Raw genomic sequence first — 18,895 nt, forward strand, 5'->3', positions numbered from 1 at the left:
ACTGCCTGCTGTGACGGCCATGGCGAGCGTGCCCCAGAAACCACGCGTCACAGATCAGCCGGTGGGCGCCTGATCGGGGTCTGGCCGAACGTCCCCAGGTTTCGATTTCACCGTTCAGCCAAAGCCGTTGATCCACGCCTCCAGCTCCGACCAGTCATTGCGGCTGGCGAGGTCCAGGCCGACGGCTGACAGTAAATCGAGGTGGGTCTGTGATACCGAGCCCTCCCGACTAGCCGCCATGCACATCGTCAGCACCGCCTGCTGTGCTCTGCCGTCAGCGCAGAGCGCGAGTGCACGGACCTTGGCCGCCGCCAGATCCTCGGTTCGCCTGGGAGCAACGGCCTCGTCGGCAACCAAAGCAGAAGCTGCATCGGATCGCGTTCCGGTAAGGTGCTCCGACCATTTGACGAGAGCGCAGCGCTTCTCCGGTATATAGGTGTGACGGTCGTAGACGGCCGTGACTGCGGCGCCGTCTTTTGGCGTATGGCCGAGAACGAGCCCGACGATGAAACGGGTGACGCCGTAGCGCCCCGTCAAGGTGGTCGCACCCGTTCGTCGGACATCGTGAGGCGATCGGAGCGGTAGTTTTCTACGCTCGAAGATGCGGGAAAAGGTTCGCGTGATCGCCTGCTCGTCAATGCATTGATCGGCGACGCGCGGGGAAGGGAAGACGAAGGGACTGTCGGGATCGAGCGCAAACGCCGCCGCAAGCACGGATAGAGCCTGAGGGCTCAAGGGGACGACGTGCTGATGATTGGCCTTGGCCCGGTTGGCCGGGATCACCCAGAGCGCGGCGTCCAGGTCGAACTCTGACTTGCGCGCACCCGCGACTTCATTGCGGCGCGTCAGGGTGAGCATGAGCAACTGGATAGCGAGCGCCATCACGGGCTCCGGCCGTGCTGCAAGGCCGATGTTGAGGTAGCCCGGCGGCCGCGGCTGTACGCCGTCCCGCGCAATGTCCCAGACCAGCCTCAGTCCGGCGTCGTCCAGCATCCGGTCGCGGGAAACCAGGGCCAAAGGTCGAGCAAGCCCGACCACCGGGTTGGCGTCGACCATCTCTTCCTGAACACAGAAGGCCATGACGCTGTGAAGAAGCCCGCCAATCGAAGCCGCGCTGGCGGCGGAGAGGCGCCGCTCGGTCACGAGCGAACGCATGAAGGTCTTGACCTCCGCGCGCTTCAAATCGCGTGGCGCAGACGTGCCGAGGGAAGACGAGATATGACGCTTCCAAAGGTGGCGCTCGTTGGCGATCGTTCGAGGGCGTTTGGGCCTTCGGCGGCCGCCATGCAGACCCAACTCCGCTGCAGCCCAGTAGGTCTGCGCGACTTCGTCCAAAGTGTCCTGCGGCGGGGCAGGAAGCTGGGCGGCGGCGCGCGCCGCTACGGGGTCGACGCCCTTGAGAAGTTCCAACCTGAGTTCCGTCGCCTTTTGCCGGGCGTCGGCGAGCGACACCTCCGGATAGTCGCCGAGGATCACACGCCGTCGAGGTCCGTCTTTGATCGCGAATCGCACCTCGAACTGCCTCAGGCCCGACGGCCATACTCTGACGCTGAGGCCTCGCGCGCCAGAAACCCGGCGCTCGAATCGACACTCGAGCGGCTTTAGGCCGGCGATCTGGCGATCGGTCGTGATGATGACCTGGGTTGGCATCGCAGCAGCGTCCTGAGCAAATCAGACGCCGCCAGCCTACCATCAAGGGGGGCAATAGGGGGGCAGTTAGTGCAAGATTCGCTGCAAACCCGTGCACAGGTGTGAAAATACCAACTTCTATAAATTCATGTGTTTAGGGCTATTTTGTAATGCAATGAAATACCCTGAAATGGCATTCGGGGCGATTTACACCGAGAGGGTCGGCGGTTCGAACCCGTCGCCGCCTACCATTCCCTTCCTGGCGTTGAAGGCTTCTAGCTGGCCAGGATCGCGCCTTCTTGCAGCCTGCGGGGCGCGCAACCCTCACTCGAGCGTCATCAAGGCCAGCAGGGCGAAGCTGGCGAGCCAGTGCTCGCCCATGTAGTCGCCGGTCACGTGGGGCAGAGCGGCGTCGAGGTGGGTCTTGGCCGCCTGCTGTCCGACCGCGCGGCGGCGGTCTTGGGCGGGCAGGGCGGCGATGATCTCGCGCCAGCACCAGCCTCGACTCAGATTCAGCCCGTCCAGATGGGCGATCTTGCCGTCGGTGCGGTCGCTGACGCGGGCAGGGGACAGCAAGGTGGCGGGCTGGCCGTCGCTGAGGCGCGGTAGGAAGGCGTCGAACCAGACACGGAACTCGGGCTCGGGAAGGACACGCCGCATCAGCACCGCCTCCATCAGGGCCGGCGACAGGAACTCGTCCTGCGACGGCTCCCAGGCCTGACAGTCGCGGTCCCCGGCATGCCAGCGCAGGGCGGCGTCGTGGCAGGCGGCGGCCAGATCGGCGTCGTGGGCCTCGGCGTAGTCCAGCGTCAGCCGCAGGGCGAAGGCGGTGTTGTAGTGCGTCCCGACCCGCACCGGATAGTCGGCCAGCGGCAGGAAGGCCTTGAAGCGGTCGGCGAAGACCTGGGCTAGCGGGCGTAGGGTCCCGGCCCAGCGACGACCTTCGTCCGTTTCGTGCCGTTCCAGTTCCGCCGCCAACATCAACAGCCAGGCCCAGCCATAGGGACGTTCGAAACCGCGCGCTTCGGGTCGGGCCAGATAGGCGGCTTCTCCGGCGACGTTCTGCGACGTGAATAGCTCGTCGGCCAGGGCGCTGATCTGCGCCGCCTCGGCCATGTCGGGGTGAAGGCGATAGAGGGTGAACAGGGTCCACCAGCCGTGGACGCAGGAGTGCCAGTCGAAGCTGCCGAAGAAGATCGGATGCATGTCGCGCGGCGTGCGGGCGTCTTGCGGTCCCGTCAGCACATGCATGATGTGGTTGGGATACTCGCGCGTCACATGGCCCAGCGCCGTGGCGGCGAAGCGGGAGGCGAGGGCGTTGTCTATCGTCATTGTCAGAACCGGAAGGCGAGGAAATACATCAGCAGCATGTTGGCGACGAGCATGATGGCCGCCGTGGGGATCTGGGCGCGGATCACGCCGTTCAAAGGCGAGTTGCGGTCAGGCAGTTCCAGCAGGTTTGCGGGCACGACGTTGAAGTTGGCGGCCATGGGCGTCATCAGGGTTCCGCAGAAGCCGGCCAACATGCCGATGGCGCAGACAATGGCCGGGTCTCCACCGAACTGATGCACCACGATGGGCAGGCCGATGGCGGCGGTCATGACCGGGAAGGCGGCGAAGGCGTTGCCCATGATGATGGTGAACAGGGCCATGCCCGCGCAATAGGCGAAGACGGCGAGGAAGGCCGAGGTCATGGGGATGACCCGCGCGATCAGATCGCCCACCACCTGACCCACGTCGGCGGCCAGAAACACCGCGCCCAGCGAGGCCAGCATCTGCGGCAGCAGCGCGGCCCAGCCGATGGAGTCCATCAGGCGACGGCCTTCCTGCACCGGCGCCATGACCGGCGGGCGGAACCAGACCATGGCGACGACCAGGGCCACAACACAGCCCAGCCCCAGCGAAATCAGCGTCGTCTGCACCGGCGAGATCAGCCAGGCTCCGGTGGGGGTGTGCTTGGCTAGAAGGGTGCCGCCGACCGCCACCAGAGGCACCATCAGGGCGGGCACAAACAGGGCGTTCTTCCAGCGCGCGGCGCTGGCCTGACGCTGTTCCGAGGTGGTGGTGTCGGGCTTGCCGACGCCCAGCTTGCCGCTGGCGCCGATGATGACCAGGGCGATGACCAGCAGGCCATTGCCCAGTCCGCCCAGCCAGGAGCCGAACAGCATCGACAGGGCGATCAGGCCCCAGAACAGGGCGCTGCGGAACCGCGTCGGGTTCAACGGATCACGCAGGCTGAGGATGGAGAAGGCCGCGAACATCAGCCCCGTCGCGATATAGGCGTGTTCTAACGTGATCATTGGCCCATCTCCGATGCGTCATCGGCGACGTCCGACACGGCCATGTCCTTCTTCACCTGTCGGTCGAACATCAGCAGCCGCGCGCCGTGAACCAGGAAGGCGATGATGGCCGTGGGGATGGCCCACAGCGAGACGTGCAGGGCTTCGACCCGGATGCCCGCCTGTTCCAGGAAGCCGACGATCAGGACAATGGAGCCGATGGCGATGAAGATGTCCTCGCCAAAGAAGAGCCCGATGTTGTCGGTGCCCGCCGCCATGCCGCGAATGCGGAAGCGGGCCTTGTCGGTCAGGGGGCCGTGCTGAGTCTCGGCCGCGCCTTCGGCCATGGGGGCGATCAGGGGGCGGACCATCTGCGGGTGGCCGCCCAGAGAGGTCAGGCCCAGCGCCGAGGTCGCCTGACGCACCAGCAGATAGATCAGCATCAGTCGTCCAGCGGTCGCCGCCTTGACCTTGGTGACGAGGTCGCGCGCCCGTTCCTGCAATCCTGCCCGTTCCAGCAGGCCGATGACCGGCAGCACCAGCCAGGTGATGTGGAAGTAGCGGTTGTCGTTGAAGGCCTGGCCAAAGCGCGAAATTGTGTCGATCCCGGCCGTCAGCAACCCTTGCGCGTCCACGCCAGGACCGACCGCGGCCAGCACCCCGGTGGCGATGGCCGCGACCAGAATGACCACCAGCGGATTGATCCGGGCGACAAAGCCCGCGACCACGATCAATATCCCAAAAAGCACCAGCATGGTTCGTCCTCCCCGACGAAGGGTTGCGCGGTTCGGTCGGCTCAGGAAGCGTCTTTTGCGCCGAAACCGCCGCCGCCGGGCGTCTCGATGACAAAGACGTCGCCAGGTTGCATGGCGACCTCAGCGGTGGCGGCCAGAGCCTCGACCGCGCCGCCCGCCCGCTCGACCTGGTTGATCCCGACCGCGCCCGGCTTTCCGCCCGCGACCCCGAACGGCGGCACGCGACGATGGTTGGACAGGATGGCCGCCGTCATCGGCTCTAGGAAGCGCACGCGACGCATGGCACCGTCGCCGCCTCTATGACGCCCTTCGCCGCCCGAGCCGCGCCGAATGGAGAACTCTTCCAGCAGGACGGGGAAGCGAGTTTCCAGCACCTCCGGGTCGGTCAGGCGGCTGTTGGTCATATGGGTCTGGACGGCGGCGGTCCCGTCGAAACCCGGCCCTGCGCCGGACCCGCCGGCGATGGTCTCGTAATACTGACGCGCCTCGTCGCCGAAGGTGAAATTGTTCATCGTTCCCTGGCTGGAGGCCAGGACGCCCAGCGCGCCGTAAAGCGAATCCACCACGGCCTGGCTGGTCTCGACATTGCCCGCCACGACGGCGGCGGGATAGCGGGGGTTCAACATCGAGCCTTCCGGCACGATCAGTTCGATCGGTTTCAGGCAACCTTCGTTCAGCGGAATGGCGTCGTCCACCAGGGTGCGGAAGACATAGAGGGTCGCCGCCCGCGCGATGGACAGGGGCGCGTTGAAGTTGGTCGGCAGTTGGTCGCTGGTCCCGGTGAAATCCACCACGGCGCTGCGATTTGCGGCGTCCACGTCGATGCGGACGCGGATGACGGCGCCGTCGTCCATCTCATAGGCGAAGGCGCCGGGCTTCAGCGCAGCGATGGCGCGGCGGACGGCTTCCTCGGCGTTGTCCTGAACATGGCCCATATAGGCGGAGACGACGGTACGGCCGAACTCGCCGGTCATGCGGATCAGTTCGTCGGCGCCGCGCGTGCAGGCAGCGACCTGGGCCTTCAGGTCGGCCAGGTTCTGATCGACATTGCGCGACGGCCAGGGGCCTGAGGCGAACAGGGCGCGGGTTTCGGCCTCGCAGAGCTTGCCTGCGTCGACCAGCAGGAAGTCGTCGATCAGCACCCCTTCGTCGTCCACGCTGCGCGAGTTGGCGGGCATGGAGCCGGGCGTGATCCCGCCGACGTCGGCATGGTGGCCGCGCGCGGCGACGAAGAAGGCCGGGGCGTCATCGCTGTCCAGAAACACCGGCATGATGACGGTGATGTCGGGCAGGTGGGTGCCGCCGTTGTAGGGGGCGTTCAGCATATAGACGTCGCCCGACTTCATGCCGCGCCCGTCCGCACCGTCGCCGCGCGAGGAGATGACGGTGCGGATGCTCTCGCCCATCGAACCCAGGTGGACGGGGATATGCGGCGCATTGGCGATCAGGGCGCCGCCCGCGTCGAAGACGGCGCAGGAGAAGTCCAGGCGTTCCTTGATGTTCACCGAATAGGCCGTGGCGCGCAGGGCCTCGCCCATCTGTTCGGCGCAGGCCATGAAGCGGCTGTTGAACACCTCCAGCATGATGGGATCGACGTCGGTGCCGATCGCGGTGCGGGCGGGCAGGGCGATGACCCGTTGCAGCAGCAGGTTGGCCGCGGCGTCGACTGTGGCGCGCCAGCCCGGTTCGACCACAGTGGTGCCAGTGTCCTCCAGCAGGATGGCCGGGCCGTCCACGGCGACGCCGGGCGTCAGGGCATCGCGGCGATAGACGGGCGTGTCGCGGTCCTCGCCCGCCATGCGAACGGTCAGTTGGGCCACGGCAGTCAGTTCGGCGGTGCTGGCCGTCAGCGTCGTCGTCGGGGCCTGATCCGAGCGCCCGACGGCCTCGACCTCCAGCGTCTCGACCACCAGGGCCTTGCCCTCGGCGAAGAAGCCGAAGCGGCGACGGTGCAGGGTCTCGAACGCCTCGGCCATCTCGGCGGCCGAACCGAAGGCCACGACCAGAGGCGTATCGGACCCGGCGAACTTGATCTCGGCGCGGGCGAGGGTGGAGGCGGCCTCGGCGGTGAAGCCCTGGGCTTCCAGATCGGCGCGGGCTGCGCGAGCCAGTTCGACGATGCGGTTGGCCAGTTCGGCGTCCTGATCGGCGCCCAGCGACGCGGCCACGGTGGTTTGGCGGATAGTGCGCACCTCGGCCAGACCCATGCCATAGGCCGACAGCACGCCCGCGAACGGGTGCAGCAGTACTTGAGTCATGCCCAGCGCATCGGCCACCAGGCAGGCGTGCTGACCGCCCGCGCCGCCGAAGCAGTTCAGCACATATTTCGTGACGTCATAGCCGCGCTGAATCGAGATCGAACGGATCGCCTCGGCCATGTTCTGAACGGCGATGGTGACGAAGCCTTCGGCCAGTTCGCCGGGCGTGACGGGGCGGTCGGTGGCTATGGCGATCTCGGTCGCCATAGCTTCGAATTTCACGCGCACCGCCTTTGCGTCCAGCGGCTGGTCGGCGTCAGGGCCAAAAACGGCAGGGAAGAAGTCGGGGCTCAGCTTGCCCATCATGACGTTACAGTCGGTCACCGTTAGCGGCCCGCCACGCCGATAGGCCGCCGGTCCCGGCGACGCACCCGCCGATTCCGGCCCGACCCTCAAGCGTCCGCCGTCGAAGCGGCAGATGGAGCCGCCGCCCGCCGCAACGGTGTGGATGCTCAGCATCGGCGCTCGCAGCCGCACCCCGGCGACCACGGCGTCCGAGGTCCGCTCATAGTCACCGGCGAAGTGGGACACATCAGTCGAAGTGCCGCCCATGTCGAAGCCGATGACGCGGTCGAAGCCGGCGGCTTTCGCCGTCTCGGCCATGGCCACCACGCCGCCCGCCGGTCCCGACAGGATGGCGTCCTTGCCGCGGAAGGCGTCCGCCGCCGTCAGTCCACCCGACGACTGCATGAACTGCAAGGGCGTGGCCTCGCCTAGGTCAGCGCCGACCTGGTCCACATAGGCGCGCAGGATGGGCGACAGATAGGCGTCCGCTACCGTGGTGTCTCCGCGTCCGATCAGCTTGATCAGGGCGCCGACCTCATGACTGGCGGAAACCTGTTCGAACCCAACCTCGCGCGCAATCTGGGCCAGCCGCCTCTCATGGGCGGTGAAGCGCCAGCCGTGGACCAGGACGATGGCGATAGCGCGCAGCCCAGCGGCATAGGCCGCCGTGAAGTCGGCCCGCGCCCTGTCCTCGTTCAGCGGGCGGTCCAGCGCCCCGTCGGCGGTCACGCGCTCGTCGATCTCGACCACGCGGTCGTAGAGCTGATCATTCAACACGATGTGGCGCACGAACAGTTCGGGCCGGGCCTGCCAGCCGATCCTCAACGCGTCGCCAAAGCCGGCGGTGATGGCCAGAAGCGTCGGCTCGCCCTTGCGTTCCAGCAGGGCGTTGGTCGCTACCGTGGTGCCCATGCGCACCTCATCGACTAGACCCTCGGCCAGCGGGCCGGGGGCGGCCTTCAGGATGCGGCGAATGCCCTCGACGGCGGCGTCGGCGTATTGCTCGGGATTGACCGACAGCAGCTTGCCGGTCTGCAAGGCCCCGTCCGGCGAGCGGGCCACGATGTCGGTGAAGGTGCCGCCGCGATCAATCCAGAAACGCCAGGTCATGTTTGCATCGCCCATGCTCGGTTTCACGCCTGACACCCAGAGCCGTGAATCAGATCAGGATCGCCCATATGATCAGCGTTTGGGAGCCGTGATCTTGCGATCGGACGCTGTATTTCACGCTTCTCTGATGGCAGGGTTGCACAGAAGAATCACGCAGCAGGAGGCTGAGATGGCCATCGGCCGTGCAGGATTTGAGGTGTACCGCGGCCGAGGTCGGCATGCCCAGCGGGTTAAGGCGTCGTCAGGCGGCGTGCTCCTGAGTCTGCTCATCGCGTGGTTGCGTCGAGGCGTTTAGCGCCGGCCTCTTGCATGGCCGAACTGATGCACTAGTTACTGTAACAGTAGTTGGCGCAATAGGCGCCGCAGGAGTGGTCCAGCCATGCGTCAGCCCGCTATCTTCTTTGGTCATGGTTCCCCGATGAACGCCTTGGGCGGTCCCTATGCGGATGCCTGGCGCGCGCTGGGTGAGGCGATCGGCAAGCCCAAGGGCGTCGTCATGGTCTCTGCCCACTGGGAGACGCGGGGGCTGGGCGTGACGGCGCAGGAACAACCGGAAACTATCCATGATTTCGGAGGCTTCCCGCCCGAACTTCATGCCATGCAGTATCCTGCGCCCGGCTCGCCTTCGCTGGCGACACGGGTGGCGGAACTGACCGGGGCGCAAGCGACGACACAATGGGGTCTGGATCACGGAACCTGGTCGGTGCTGGGCCACGTCTGGCCCGAGGCCGACGTGCCCATCGTGCAGTTGTCGCTGGACCGCACCATTGATGCGCGCGCCCATTATGAGCTGGCGAAGAAGCTGCAGCCCTTGCGGGACGAAGGCGTCCTGATCGCCGGATCAGGCGATTTCGTGCACAATCTGCGGACGTGGAAGCGCGACGGCGGCGCACCCTATGACTGGGCCATCGACTTCAACGAGGCGGTGAAGCGGGCCTTCGTGAATGGCGACCACGAGGCCCTGATCGACTGGGTGAACCTGGCCGAGCAGGCCCAGCTCAGCGTGCCGACCGACGAGCACTATCTACCGCTGCTCTATGTGGCGGCTCAGCAGGCGCCGAGCGAGGCGGTCAGCTTCTTTACCGACGCTATCGAAGGCGGCTCTATCTCGATGACCGGCGCCCGGATCGGCTGATCCAGGCGCCGTCTCAGGCAGTCAGCGGCGGCGACCGCCGCGCATCATGCTGTCCAGGGCGATCGGGCCGGGACCGGCGAAGAACAGGTAGAGGAAGACAAAGCAGTAGAGAGCCGCGAGCTCGCCGCCGTTGTTGATCGGGTAGGGGCCTTGCGGCGCGTGCACCATCCAGTAGGCGACGGCAGTGAAGCCGGACAGGATGAAGGCGGTCGGGCGGCTGAACAGACCCAGGACGATCAGGACGCCGCCGACCAACTCGATCGGGCCGGACCAGCCGGCGAGGGTGGAGAGGCTTGAGACGTCGAACGCACCTCCATGTCCGCCGGGCGGAAAGCCCAGGATCTTCTGCGCGCCGTGCTGAAGCAGCAGCAATCCTGCCACGATCCGCAGAACGCTCTGAAAACGCGGGGCCCAGCCTGAAATAGACGCTGCACTCGCCATATGTCTCTCCTCCCGATGGCGCACGACCGCCGGGTCCGCATACCGGATCGACGCAAGGCGCAAAGGCGGAGGTTAGGCGAAGTCGCGGGCTCTGCAAGCCGTCCCGTCAGCCTGCCTGCAACGCATCCTCGACCAGCTTCTGGATGGCGACATAGTCGGTCTTGCCGGTGCCCAGAACCGGAATGGCGTCCAGCTTGATGAGCTTCTTCGGCACCGCCAGTTCAGGCGCGCCGTTTTCGCGAGCCCATTCCGTCAGGCGCGCGGATTCAGCCCCGGCATGGTCGGTGACCAGGATCAGGCGCTCGCCCTTCTTGCTGTCCGGCACGGAGACTGCTGCGTGACGATGATCGGGCCAGACGGCGCCGGCCATGTCCTCGACCGCCAACAGGGAGACCATTTCCCCCCCGACCTTGGCGAAGCGTTTCACTCGGCCAAGAATGGTGATGTAGCCCTCGTCGTCGATGTCGACGATGTCGCCGGTGTCATGCCAGCCGCCTTCCAGCGGCTCGATGCCCTCGGGATTGTTGGGTGAGATATATCCGGCCATGACGTTGGGGCCGCGCAGATACAGGCGACCGCCGCCCTCGATGCCCTCGACCTTGTCCAGGCGGTATTCCATGCCCGGCATGATTTGGCCGACGGTGCCAGGACGGTTGCGGTCGGGATGGTTCACGGCGACCACGGGCGCGGCCTCGGTCGCGCCATAGCCTTCCAGCAGTTCGACGCCGCCGAACTTGGTGTTGAACATCTGGCGCGTCTCGTCGCGGACCTTTTCGGCTCCGGCGACGGCGAACTGAAGGGTGGCGAAGTCGCCGGGCTCGGCCACGCGCGCATACTGGTTCAGGAAGGTGTCGGTCGCGAACAGGATCGAGGCCTTCACCTGGGGCAACAGGTCGGTGATCTGTTTGGCATGCAAGGGGGAGGGGTATTCAAACGCCTTCATCCCTTGCAGCAGCGGCAGGATGACGCCGCCGGTCAGGCCGAAGCAGTGGAAGGTCGGCAGTGGGTTGAACATCACCCACTCAGGCTTCAGGTCGATGTGGGCTGCGACCTGACGCGCATTGGCGACCAGATTGCGCTGGCTCAACACCACGCCCTTGGGCGCGCCGAAGCTGCCCGAGGTGAACAGGACCACGCCCGGCGAATCGGGATCGGTCTTCGTGCAGAAGCGTCGCGGCGCCATACCGGCGCTCAGGCCATACAGCTTGTCGGCCAGACCGATGGTCTTGCGCACGTCGTCCAGCCAGATGATCTCGGCGACTTCGCCGAGGGCCGTCATCAGGTCGTCCAGCTTGGCCTGGGTGACAAAGCGCTTGGCCGACAGGATCTTGGTGACGCCCGCCGTCTTCAGCGCCGCCTTCAGATTGGCCTCGCCTGAGGTGAAGTTCAGCATGACCGGCACGCGCCCGAAGGCGTGAAGACCAAAGAAGGTGACGACCACGCCCGCGCTGGACGGCAGTAGGACGCCGACGCGCTCGCCCGGCTTCGTCATGGCCGCGATCTTGCGCCCCAGCACAAAGGCGGCGCGGATCAGGCCGGTGTAGGTCAGGGGATGGCGATCCTGGTCCTCCAGGATCTCCTTGTCGCCAAAGCGGGCGCGCGCGTCGATCAGCGCGTCAAACAGGGATTCATCATAGACCTTAGGGTCCAGGGCAGCCCGCAAGCACGTCCTCCTTCGGAGAGCTCTCAGCGGCTCTCTCGGTTACAAGAGGCCGGAACCTAGTGACGTAAGGTCGCCTTGAAAAGATGCGTAACGTCGCGTGAACGTCGCATCTTCATCACTGAAACCGTCTGTGGCTTGCCATTGGCGGTCGGAAAGCCGACATACCGCCCTTCTGCACAGGAGCCAGACCGCCGGCTATGGTCACGCTGATCGACACCCTGACGAAGAAGCCTTCCGAGCTGCGTCACCCGGAAAAACAGAATCGCCCGGAATCGGCGGTGCTGAAGAAGCCTGACTGGCTGCGGGTCAAGGCACCCGGTTCGGGCCAGTACAACGCGACCAAGGACATTGTCCGCTCCAAGGGGCTGGTGACGGTCTGCGAGGAGGCGGCCTGCCCGAATATCGGCGAGTGCTGGAGCCAGAAGCACGCCACGCTCATGATCATGGGCGACACCTGCACGCGGGCTTGCGCCTTCTGCAACGTCAAGACCGGCCTGCCGCAGGCCCTGGACCCTGAAGAGCCCGCCAAGGTCGGTCTGGCTGTTCAGCAGATGGGTCTGAACCACGTGGTCATCACCTCGGTGGACCGCGATGACGTGGCCGACGGCGGCGCCGCTCACTTTGCTGAAGTGGTGCGCCAGATCCGCTTGCAGGCGCCCAACACCACCATTGAGATTCTGACGCCTGACTTCCTGCGCAAGGATGGCGCGGCCGAGGTGATGATCGACGCCACGCCTGACGTCTTCAACCACAACCTTGAGACGGTTCCGCGCCTCTATCTGAAGATCCGCCCCGGCGCCCGCTACTTCCACTCCCTGCGCCTGCTGCAGATGGTCAAGGAGCGCGATCCGAACCAGTTCACCAAGTCCGGCATCATGGTCGGTCTGGGCGAGACCAAGGAAGAGGTCATGCAGGTGATGGACGACATGCGGTCCGCCGGCGTCGACTTCATCACCATCGGCCAGTACCTGCAGCCGACGCGCAAGCACGCCGCCATCGACCGCTTCGTCACGCCCGAAGAGTTCAAGGCCTATGAGGCCATCGCGCGCGCCAAGGGCTTCCTGATGGTGTCGTCGTCGCCGCTGACGCGGTCGTCGCACCACGCCGGTGACGACTTTGCTCGCCTGAAGGCCGCGCGTCTGGCGCAGGCAGGCCGTTCGGCGCGCTAAGCCCTGAATGGCGGTTCATCGCGTTACGCGCATCCTTCCCTATGCGCCCGAGCAACTGGCGAGCCTGGTCGCGGACGTAGAAGCCTATCCCGCCTTCGTGCCGTGGATCACGTCGATGCGGGTCTGGAACCAGCGCGAAGAGGCGCCGGGCGTCCGTCTGCTGGACGCCGAGGCGGGCGTGGGATTCGCCTTCCTGACCGAGCGGTTCTCGACCTGGGTGCGTCATGACATCCACGCGCCCAAGGTCGAGGTCGGCCTGATCCGCGGACCGTTCAAGCATCTGAAGAACCGATGGGAGTTCCACCCGCACCCGGAGGGGACGCGGCTGGAGTTCTTCATCGACTTCGCCTTCAAGTCGCGCATGCTGGACATGATGCTGCACGCGAATTTCGACCGGGCGGTCGATAAGTTGATTCAGTGTTTCGAGGGGCGCGCCAAGGCCCTCTACGGCAAGAGGTAGGACCCATGAACGCGCCTTTCGACTTCGATGCGACGGTCGTGGGCGCGGGGGCTGTGGGGCTGGCCTGCGGGTGGGCGCTGGCCAAGCGCGGCCTGACGGTCCTGGTGCTAGAGAGCGAGCCCCACATCGGCCAGGGCGTGTCTTCGCGCAATTCCGAGGTCATCCATGGCGGGCTCTACTATCCGACCGGCTCGCTGAAGGCGAAGTTCTGCGTCGAGGGACGGCGGGCGCTCTATGACTTCCTGAGCAGCCACAAGATCGACCATTGGAAATGCGGCAAGCTGGTCGTGGCGACCGAGGAGACCGAGGTCGCGCGCATCGAGGCCATATTCGAGCAGGCGACGGCGAATGGCGTCGAGGGGCTGGAGCATCTGACGGGCGCCCAGGCGCGGGCGCTGGAGCCCGCACTGAACGCCCGCGCCGCCATCCTGTCGCCCGAGAGCGGCGTCTTCGCCAGCCATGACTATATGCTGGCTCTGCAAGGCGAGATCGAGGACGCGGGCGGATCGGTCGTGATCTCCACGCCGTTCGAACGGGCCGAGCCTCTGTCGGGCGGCGGTTTTCGCATCACGGCGGGCGGAGAAGGCGGGGCGGTGCTGACGACGCGCTTGCTGGTCACCGCGCCTGGCCTGTCGGCTCAAAGTGTGGCGGCGGCCATCGACGGCTATCCCGCCGCTGACATCCCGATCCGCCATCTGGGCAAGGGCGTCTATTTCCGCCTGACAGGGCCTGCGCCCTTTAATCGCCTGATCTACCCGCCGCCCATCGCCGGGGCCCTGGGCACCCACTATCGCAAGGATCTGGGCGGGCAGGGGGTGTTCGGTCCCGACCTGGCCTATGTCGAGACCGAGGACTATTCAGTCGATCCGGCCAAGGCCGATGAGTTCGCCCATTACATCCGCCGCTTCTGGCCCGGCGTGACGGTCGAGCGGCTGACGCCCGATTACGCGGGCATCCGCCCCAAACTGCACGGACCGGGCGAGCCTCAGCCGGACTTCCAACTGCATGGCCGCGAGCATCACGGCATCGAGGGTCTGATGGTCCTGTTCGGGATCGAGAGCCCCGGCCTGACCAGTTCCCTGGCCATAGGCGAGGCCGTGGCCGAGGCGTTGTGCAAAGCATGAGCATGACTGAGCGTGAGAAGATGTTGGCGGGTCTGAACTACGACCCCGGCGACGCCGACCTGGTCGCGGGTCGCGCGCGAGCGGTCGGCCTGACCATGCGAATCAATCAGGAACCGGATCGCGAAAAGCGCCGCGTCCTGGTGAATGAATTGGTCCATGCCGGCGACGGACGCGCCGCGATCATGCCGGGCTTCTTTTGCGACTACGGCGACAATATTCACTTCGGGGCGCGGGCCTTCGTCAATGCTAACAGCGTCTTTCTGGATTGCGCCGAAATCGTCATAGGCGACGACTTCCAGTGCGGCCCAGGCGTGCAGCTTTTGACGCCCGAACACCCGCTGGACGCGGCGGAGCGGCGTTCTGGCGTGGAGAGCGCTCGCCCGATCCGTATCGGGAATGACGTCTGGATCGGTGGCGGAGCAGTCGTTCTGGCAGGGGTGACGGTCGGAGATCGCTCTGTAATCGGAGCTGGATCAGTCGTGACGAAGGATGTTCCAGCCGATGTCGTGGTCGCGGGAAATCCCGCCAGGATCATCAAGCGGCTGTCATCCGACTGACGCCCTTGAAATCGGTTGCGGCTTCATGCATAAGCCCGCCCTCGCGTGGCGGCTCTTATCGGGGGGCCGGCACTGTATGTTTTCGCGTCTTCACGGCGCACCGACTTAGAGATTGAGACGGACATGGCCGTTCCGAAGCGCAAAGTATCCCCCTCGCGTCGCAACATGCGTCGTGCACACGACGCCCTGGGCGCCAACACCTATGTGGAAGACAAGGACACCGGCGAACTGCGCCGTCCGCACCACATCGACCTGAAGACCGGCATGTACAAAGGCCGTCAGGTCATGACCCCGAAGGAAGACTAAGGTCTTCACGACGGTCCCGGTTTCGACCGGACGATAGAATTCAACGGCGCGCGATGACATCGCGCGCCGTTTTCGTGCGTTATGCGCGGCGAAGCTGAATCCTTGGAGCGCTCCGTATGATCCGCAACGTCGTCCTCAGTTCCGTCGCCCTGCTGACCCTGGCCGCCTGCAATGCCCCCGAAGCCGCCAAGACGCCGGAGGAAAAGGCCCCCGAATCGATCGCTCCGGCGGCTAGGCCTGACGCCGCCTCGAGCGCGGTGCTGACTCCCCAGGGCTATGGTCCGCTGAAGATCGGCATGACCCAGACAGAGGTCGACGCCGCCGTAGGTCCGCCGCCCGCCAACGCCGCCGAGGCGGAGCCGTCGGAGTGTCGTCAGTATCATCCGCCGCGCGCTCCCGAGGGGTTGCTGGTCATGACGGAGAAGGGCGTGCTGACGCGGCTGACCGCCACCAAGGGGGCAACCATCAAGACTGCGGACGGCGTGGGCGTCGGCGATGACGGCGAACAGTTGAAGGCCCGCTATGGCGCATCGGCGCGCTTTGGCCCGCACAAGTATGAGGCGGCGCCGGCAGGCTATCTGACCCTTTGGCCGGGGGCGGAAAATCTGTTGGGGACCTATGTCTCCGACCCCGCCGCGCGCGGCCTGGTGTTCGAGGTCGGAGGCGACGGCAAGGTCGCCTTCATCCAAGCCGGCGGGCCCAGCATTCAGTATGTCGAAGGCTGTAGCTGACGTCCTGAGGAAGGAAGGCGGCGCCGCCGGTTGGCGATTCGGTGATGGCTGGTTTAAACCGGGAGCAGAACTTCTCCTCCTGACAGAGCGCCTACCTCATGACCGACATCGCCGACATCGTCGCCCGCCAGATCATCGACAGCCGGGGCAATCCGACGGTCGAGGTGGACGTCACCCTGGAAGACGGCAGCTTTGGCCGCGCCGCCGTGCCGTCGGGCGCCTCGACCGGCGCCCATGAAGCGGTCGAACTGCGCGACGGCGACATGGACATGTGGGGCGGCAAGGGCGTCCAGAAGGCGGTCGACGCCGTCAACGGCGAAATCTTCGACGCCCTCTCGGGCATGGATGCCGAGGACCAGCGCCGTCTGGACGAAGCCCTGATCGAACTGGATGGCACAGACAACAAGGCTCGCCTGGGCGCCAACGCCATCCTGGGCGTCTCGCTGGCCGCGGCCAAGGCTAGCGCCATCAGTTCGAACCTGCCGCTGTATCGCTACATCGGCGGCGTCTCGGCCCGCGTCCTGCCGACCCCGATGATGAACATCATCAACGGCGGCGCCCACGCCGACAATCCGATCGACATTCAGGAGTTCATGATCCTGCCGACCGGCGCTGACAGCTTCTCGGACGCCCTGCGCATGGGGGCTGAAATCTTCCACGCGTTGAAGAAGGCGCTGAAAGACGCGGGCCATAACACCAACGTCGGCGACGAGGGCGGCTTCGCTCCCAACCTGGCCTCGGCCGAAGAAGCTCTGGCCTTCATCACCAAGGCAGGCCAGGCGGCCGGCTATCTGGCGGGCGAGGACTTCCATCTGGGCCTCGACGTGGCCTCGACCGAGTTCTTCAAGAACGGCAAGTACAACCTGACGGGCGAGGGCAAGTCCTTCGACGCCGACGGCATGGTCGGCTACCTGGCCGATCTGGTGGAGCGTTTCCCGATCGTCTCGATCGAGGATGGTTGCGCCGAGGACGACTTTGACGGCTGGAAGCTGCTGACGGATCGTCTGGGCGACCGTGTTCAGCTGGTTGGCGATGACTTGTTCGTGACCAACCCGCGCCGTCTGGCCGCGGGCATCGGCGAGGGCCTGGCCAATTCCATCCTGATCAAGGTCAACCAGATCGGCACCCTGTCCGAGACCCTGGACGCCGTCGATATGGCCCACCGCGCTGGCTATACCTCGGTGATGAGCCACCGTTCGGGTGAAACCGAGGACTCGACCATCGCCGACCTGGCCGTCGCCACCAACTGCGGGCAGATCAAGACCGGCTCGCTGGCCCGTTCGGACCGGACGGCCAAATACAACCAACTGCTGCGCATCGAAGAGATGCTGGGCGACCAGGCCGCCTATTTCGGCGACGGCATGCTGCTGAAATAAGTCTTCTCACGAAGAAGTGCGTGACGCCGTCTCCGACCTCGGAGGCGGCGTTCGCAATTACGGCCAAGCTACGGTTCGTTAGGCATTTTCGGTCAGGATCAGGAAACCGTGTTCACGCTCAGAAGGAGCGTCAGTCGTGCCCGAGCAGATGAAGCCCTATCTTCCGTCCGCGTTCCTGCTGTTCCTGATCGTCTATCTGGGCGTTCAGGCCCTGACTGGGCAACGCGGCCTGCTGAGCGGGGGCGAACGCGATGCGCTTCTCGCCAAACGGGAGGCGCAGTTGGCGCACCTGACAGAGCAGCGTCGGGATCTGGAAGTTCGAGTGCGTTATCTGCGGACCGAGAGTCTTTCAAAGGACCTGTTGGAAGAGCGGGCGCGGGCGGTGCTCGGCTTTGCTGATCCGCGCGACTACGTGGTTCGCCTGAGTGCTCCTGCTGAGCACAACCGTGACGCGATCCGCGCCTCCTGAACTATTGTTACAGCTTGACCGGCTCGCTTTGCGTTTCGGGAACGAAGGCTGCTAAAGCCCCTTTCCGTAACGATAAGAGTCCCTGACAATTGGGGCGCAGCCGGGAGATGCCGGATGGCGAAAGCCGCCGCTCAGAAATCATCGTCCAGTGCGGGCGACAACAAGATTCCGAACACGCCTCAGGCTTCGAAAGAAGACCTGCTGCGCTTTTACCGCGAGATGGTCCTTATCCGCCGCTTTGAAGAGCGCGCGGGCCAGCTTTACGGCATGGGCCTGATCGGCGGCTTCTGCCACCTCTACATCGGCCAGGAAGCCGTGGCGGTGGGCGTTCAGGAGAGCGTCAAGCAAGGCCACGACAAGATCATCACCGGCTACCGCGACCACGGCCATATGCTGGCCGCGGGCATGGACCCGAACGCCGTCATGGCCGAGTTGACCGGTCGTATCGGCGGTTCGTCCAAGGGCAAGGGCGGCTCGATGCACATGTTCGACGTGCCGACCGGCTTCTATGGCGGTCACGGTATCGTCGGCGCTCAGGTGGCTCTGGGCACGGGCCTGGCCTTCGCCGGCAAGTACCGGGGCGATGACTCGGTGGCCTTCGTCTACTTCGGCGACGGCGCCTCGAACCAGGGTCAGGTCTACGAGAGCTTCAACATGGCCCAGCTGTGGAAGCTGCCGGCCATCTACATCATTGAGAACAATCAGTACGCCATGGGCACGAGCATCGAGCGCTCGTCGTCCACGACCGAGCTGTTCATGCGCGGCGCCAGCTTCGGCATCCCCGGCGAACAGGTCGACGGCATGGACGTCCTGGCCGTGCGCGACGCCACCGCCCGCGCCGTAGCCCGCGCCCGCGCTGGCGAAGGTCCCTACATCCTCGAAGTGAAAACCTACCGCTATCGCGGCCACTCCATGTCGGACCCGGCCAAGTACCGCACCAAGGAAGAGGTGGACGAGGTCAAGAAGACCCGCGACCCGATCGACCACCTGAAGATGCTGCTCGCCGCCGCCAAGGCGACCGAGGAAGAGCTGAAGGCCATCGACAACGAGGTGAAAGCCATCGTCGCCGAAGCCGTGCAGTTCGCACAGGAAAGCCCTGAGCCGGACCCGTCCGAGCTCTATACTGACGTCTACGTGGAGGCCTGATC

General features: G+C 65.5%; 17 protein-coding genes. 10 read left to right on the top strand and 7 right to left on the bottom strand.

The window, feature by feature from the left end:
• Positions 1–114: 114 nt before the first annotated feature.
• The 5 genes from CQ039_RS03040 to CQ039_RS03060 form a co-directional block, all read right to left on the bottom strand.
• Positions 115–1,650, bottom strand: coding sequence for a site-specific integrase (locus tag CQ039_RS03040; protein ID WP_105564505.1), 1,536 nt, complete (start codon positions 1,648–1,650; stop codon positions 115–117).
• A 303-nt stretch (positions 1,651–1,953) separates the two neighbouring features.
• The gene (locus CQ039_RS03045) at positions 1,954–2,961 is read right to left on the bottom strand and encodes a DUF2891 domain-containing protein (protein ID WP_105564506.1); all 1,008 of its coding nucleotides are present in this window, start codon (positions 2,959–2,961) and stop codon (positions 1,954–1,956) included.
• Positions 2,962–2,963: 2 nt separating this feature from the next.
• Complete coding sequence (locus CQ039_RS03050; RefSeq protein WP_105564507.1) at positions 2,964–3,929, bottom strand: DUF979 domain-containing protein; 966 nt, start codon at positions 3,927–3,929, stop codon at positions 2,964–2,966.
• The gene (locus tag CQ039_RS03055) at positions 3,926–4,663 is read right to left on the bottom strand and encodes a DUF969 domain-containing protein (RefSeq protein ID WP_105564508.1); all 738 of its coding nucleotides are present in this window, start codon (positions 4,661–4,663) and stop codon (positions 3,926–3,928) included. Before CQ039_RS03055 ends, CQ039_RS03050 begins: the two co-directional genes overlap by 4 nt.
• A 41-nt stretch (positions 4,664–4,704) precedes the next feature.
• Positions 4,705–8,316, bottom strand: a complete 3,612-nt coding sequence (locus CQ039_RS03060; RefSeq protein WP_105564530.1) for a hydantoinase B/oxoprolinase family protein — start codon at positions 8,314–8,316, stop codon at positions 4,705–4,707.
• Between the two features lie 379 nt (positions 8,317–8,695).
• On the opposite strand from CQ039_RS03060, the gene ygiD reads away from it, so the two are divergent.
• Complete coding sequence (ygiD, locus tag CQ039_RS03065; RefSeq protein ID WP_105564509.1) at positions 8,696–9,451, top strand: 4,5-DOPA dioxygenase extradiol; 756 nt, start codon at positions 8,696–8,698, stop codon at positions 9,449–9,451.
• 21 nt (positions 9,452–9,472) lie between these two features.
• Here ygiD and CQ039_RS03070 read toward each other — a convergent pair whose 3' ends face one another.
• Both CQ039_RS03070 and CQ039_RS03075 read right to left on the bottom strand, forming a co-directional pair.
• Positions 9,473–9,892: a DoxX family protein gene (locus CQ039_RS03070; RefSeq protein ID WP_105564510.1), complete on the bottom strand. Its 420-nt coding sequence runs from the start codon at positions 9,890–9,892 to the stop codon at positions 9,473–9,475.
• A gap of 106 nt (positions 9,893–9,998) precedes the next feature.
• The gene (locus CQ039_RS03075; RefSeq protein ID WP_105564511.1) at positions 9,999–11,555 is read right to left on the bottom strand and encodes an AMP-binding protein; all 1,557 of its coding nucleotides are present in this window, start codon (positions 11,553–11,555) and stop codon (positions 9,999–10,001) included.
• Positions 11,556–11,752: 197 nt separating this feature from the next.
• On the opposite strand from CQ039_RS03075, the gene lipA reads away from it, so the two are divergent.
• The 9 genes from lipA (at position 11,753) to pdhA (ending at position 18,893) form a co-directional block, all read left to right on the top strand.
• Positions 11,753–12,724, top strand: a complete 972-nt coding sequence (gene lipA / locus CQ039_RS03080; RefSeq protein ID WP_105564512.1) for a lipoyl synthase — start codon at positions 11,753–11,755, stop codon at positions 12,722–12,724.
• A 7-nt stretch (positions 12,725–12,731) separates the two neighbouring features.
• A complete protein-coding gene (locus CQ039_RS03085; RefSeq protein ID WP_105564513.1) occupies positions 12,732–13,184 on the top strand; it encodes a type II toxin-antitoxin system RatA family toxin in 453 nt (150 codons plus the stop codon).
• 5 nt (positions 13,185–13,189) lie between these two features.
• A complete protein-coding gene (locus CQ039_RS03090) occupies positions 13,190–14,308 on the top strand; it encodes an NAD(P)/FAD-dependent oxidoreductase (RefSeq protein ID WP_105564514.1) in 1,119 nt (372 codons plus the stop codon).
• On the top strand, positions 14,305–14,865 hold the full coding sequence (locus tag CQ039_RS03095) for a sugar O-acetyltransferase (protein ID WP_105564515.1): 561 nt from the start codon (positions 14,305–14,307) through the stop codon (positions 14,863–14,865). The genes CQ039_RS03090 and CQ039_RS03095 overlap by 4 nt, the downstream gene beginning before the upstream one ends.
• A gap of 123 nt (positions 14,866–14,988) precedes the next feature.
• Positions 14,989–15,171, top strand: coding sequence for a 50S ribosomal protein L32 (rpmF, locus tag CQ039_RS03100; RefSeq protein ID WP_105564516.1), 183 nt, complete (start codon positions 14,989–14,991; stop codon positions 15,169–15,171).
• Between the two features lie 116 nt (positions 15,172–15,287).
• Complete coding sequence (locus CQ039_RS03105) at positions 15,288–15,902, top strand: hypothetical protein (RefSeq protein ID WP_105564517.1); 615 nt, start codon at positions 15,288–15,290, stop codon at positions 15,900–15,902.
• A 98-nt stretch (positions 15,903–16,000) separates the two neighbouring features.
• Positions 16,001–17,278, top strand: coding sequence for a phosphopyruvate hydratase (eno, locus tag CQ039_RS03110; protein WP_105564518.1), 1,278 nt, complete (start codon positions 16,001–16,003; stop codon positions 17,276–17,278).
• A gap of 148 nt (positions 17,279–17,426) precedes the next feature.
• Positions 17,427–17,747: a septum formation initiator family protein gene (locus tag CQ039_RS03115; protein ID WP_105564531.1), complete on the top strand. Its 321-nt coding sequence runs from the start codon at positions 17,427–17,429 to the stop codon at positions 17,745–17,747.
• A 114-nt stretch (positions 17,748–17,861) separates the two neighbouring features.
• On the top strand, positions 17,862–18,893 hold the full coding sequence (pdhA, locus tag CQ039_RS03120; protein WP_105564519.1) for a pyruvate dehydrogenase (acetyl-transferring) E1 component subunit alpha: 1,032 nt from the start codon (positions 17,862–17,864) through the stop codon (positions 18,891–18,893).
• Positions 18,894–18,895: the final 2 nt, after the last annotated feature.

It is taken from the genome of Brevundimonas sp. MYb52, from assembly GCF_002979535.1.
GTDB lineage: Bacteria > Pseudomonadota > Alphaproteobacteria > Caulobacterales > Caulobacteraceae > Brevundimonas.

Bases quoted from the DNA above. Each gene is read 5' to 3' on its own strand.
- CQ039_RS03095 (WP_105564515.1), top strand. From the start codon at position 14,305: ATGAGCATGACTGAGCGTGAGAAGATGTTGGCGGGTCTGAACTACGAC.
- CQ039_RS03040 (WP_105564505.1), bottom strand. From the start codon at position 1,650: ATGCCAACCCAGGTCATCATCACGACCGATCGCCAGATCGCCGGCCTA.
- CQ039_RS03090 (WP_105564514.1), top strand. From the start codon at position 13,190: ATGAACGCGCCTTTCGACTTCGATGCGACGGTCGTGGGCGCGGGGGCT.
- CQ039_RS03060 (WP_105564530.1), bottom strand. From the start codon at position 8,316: ATGACCTGGCGTTTCTGGATTGATCGCGGCGGCACCTTCACCGACATC.
- CQ039_RS03115 (WP_105564531.1), top strand. From the start codon at position 17,427: ATGAAGCCCTATCTTCCGTCCGCGTTCCTGCTGTTCCTGATCGTCTAT.
- CQ039_RS03105 (WP_105564517.1), top strand. From the start codon at position 15,288: ATGATCCGCAACGTCGTCCTCAGTTCCGTCGCCCTGCTGACCCTGGCC.
- CQ039_RS03045 (WP_105564506.1), bottom strand. From the start codon at position 2,961: ATGACGATAGACAACGCCCTCGCCTCCCGCTTCGCCGCCACGGCGCTG.
- CQ039_RS03055 (WP_105564508.1), bottom strand. From the start codon at position 4,663: ATGCTGGTGCTTTTTGGGATATTGATCGTGGTCGCGGGCTTTGTCGCC.
- ygiD (WP_105564509.1), top strand. From the start codon at position 8,696: ATGCGTCAGCCCGCTATCTTCTTTGGTCATGGTTCCCCGATGAACGCC.
- eno (WP_105564518.1), top strand. From the start codon at position 16,001: ATGACCGACATCGCCGACATCGTCGCCCGCCAGATCATCGACAGCCGG.
- CQ039_RS03050 (WP_105564507.1), bottom strand. From the start codon at position 3,929: ATGATCACGTTAGAACACGCCTATATCGCGACGGGGCTGATGTTCGCG.
- lipA (WP_105564512.1), top strand. From the start codon at position 11,753: ATGGTCACGCTGATCGACACCCTGACGAAGAAGCCTTCCGAGCTGCGT.
- rpmF (WP_105564516.1), top strand. From the start codon at position 14,989: ATGGCCGTTCCGAAGCGCAAAGTATCCCCCTCGCGTCGCAACATGCGT.
- CQ039_RS03070 (WP_105564510.1), bottom strand. From the start codon at position 9,892: ATGGCGAGTGCAGCGTCTATTTCAGGCTGGGCCCCGCGTTTTCAGAGC.
- pdhA (WP_105564519.1), top strand. From the start codon at position 17,862: ATGGCGAAAGCCGCCGCTCAGAAATCATCGTCCAGTGCGGGCGACAAC.
- CQ039_RS03085 (WP_105564513.1), top strand. From the start codon at position 12,732: ATGGCGGTTCATCGCGTTACGCGCATCCTTCCCTATGCGCCCGAGCAA.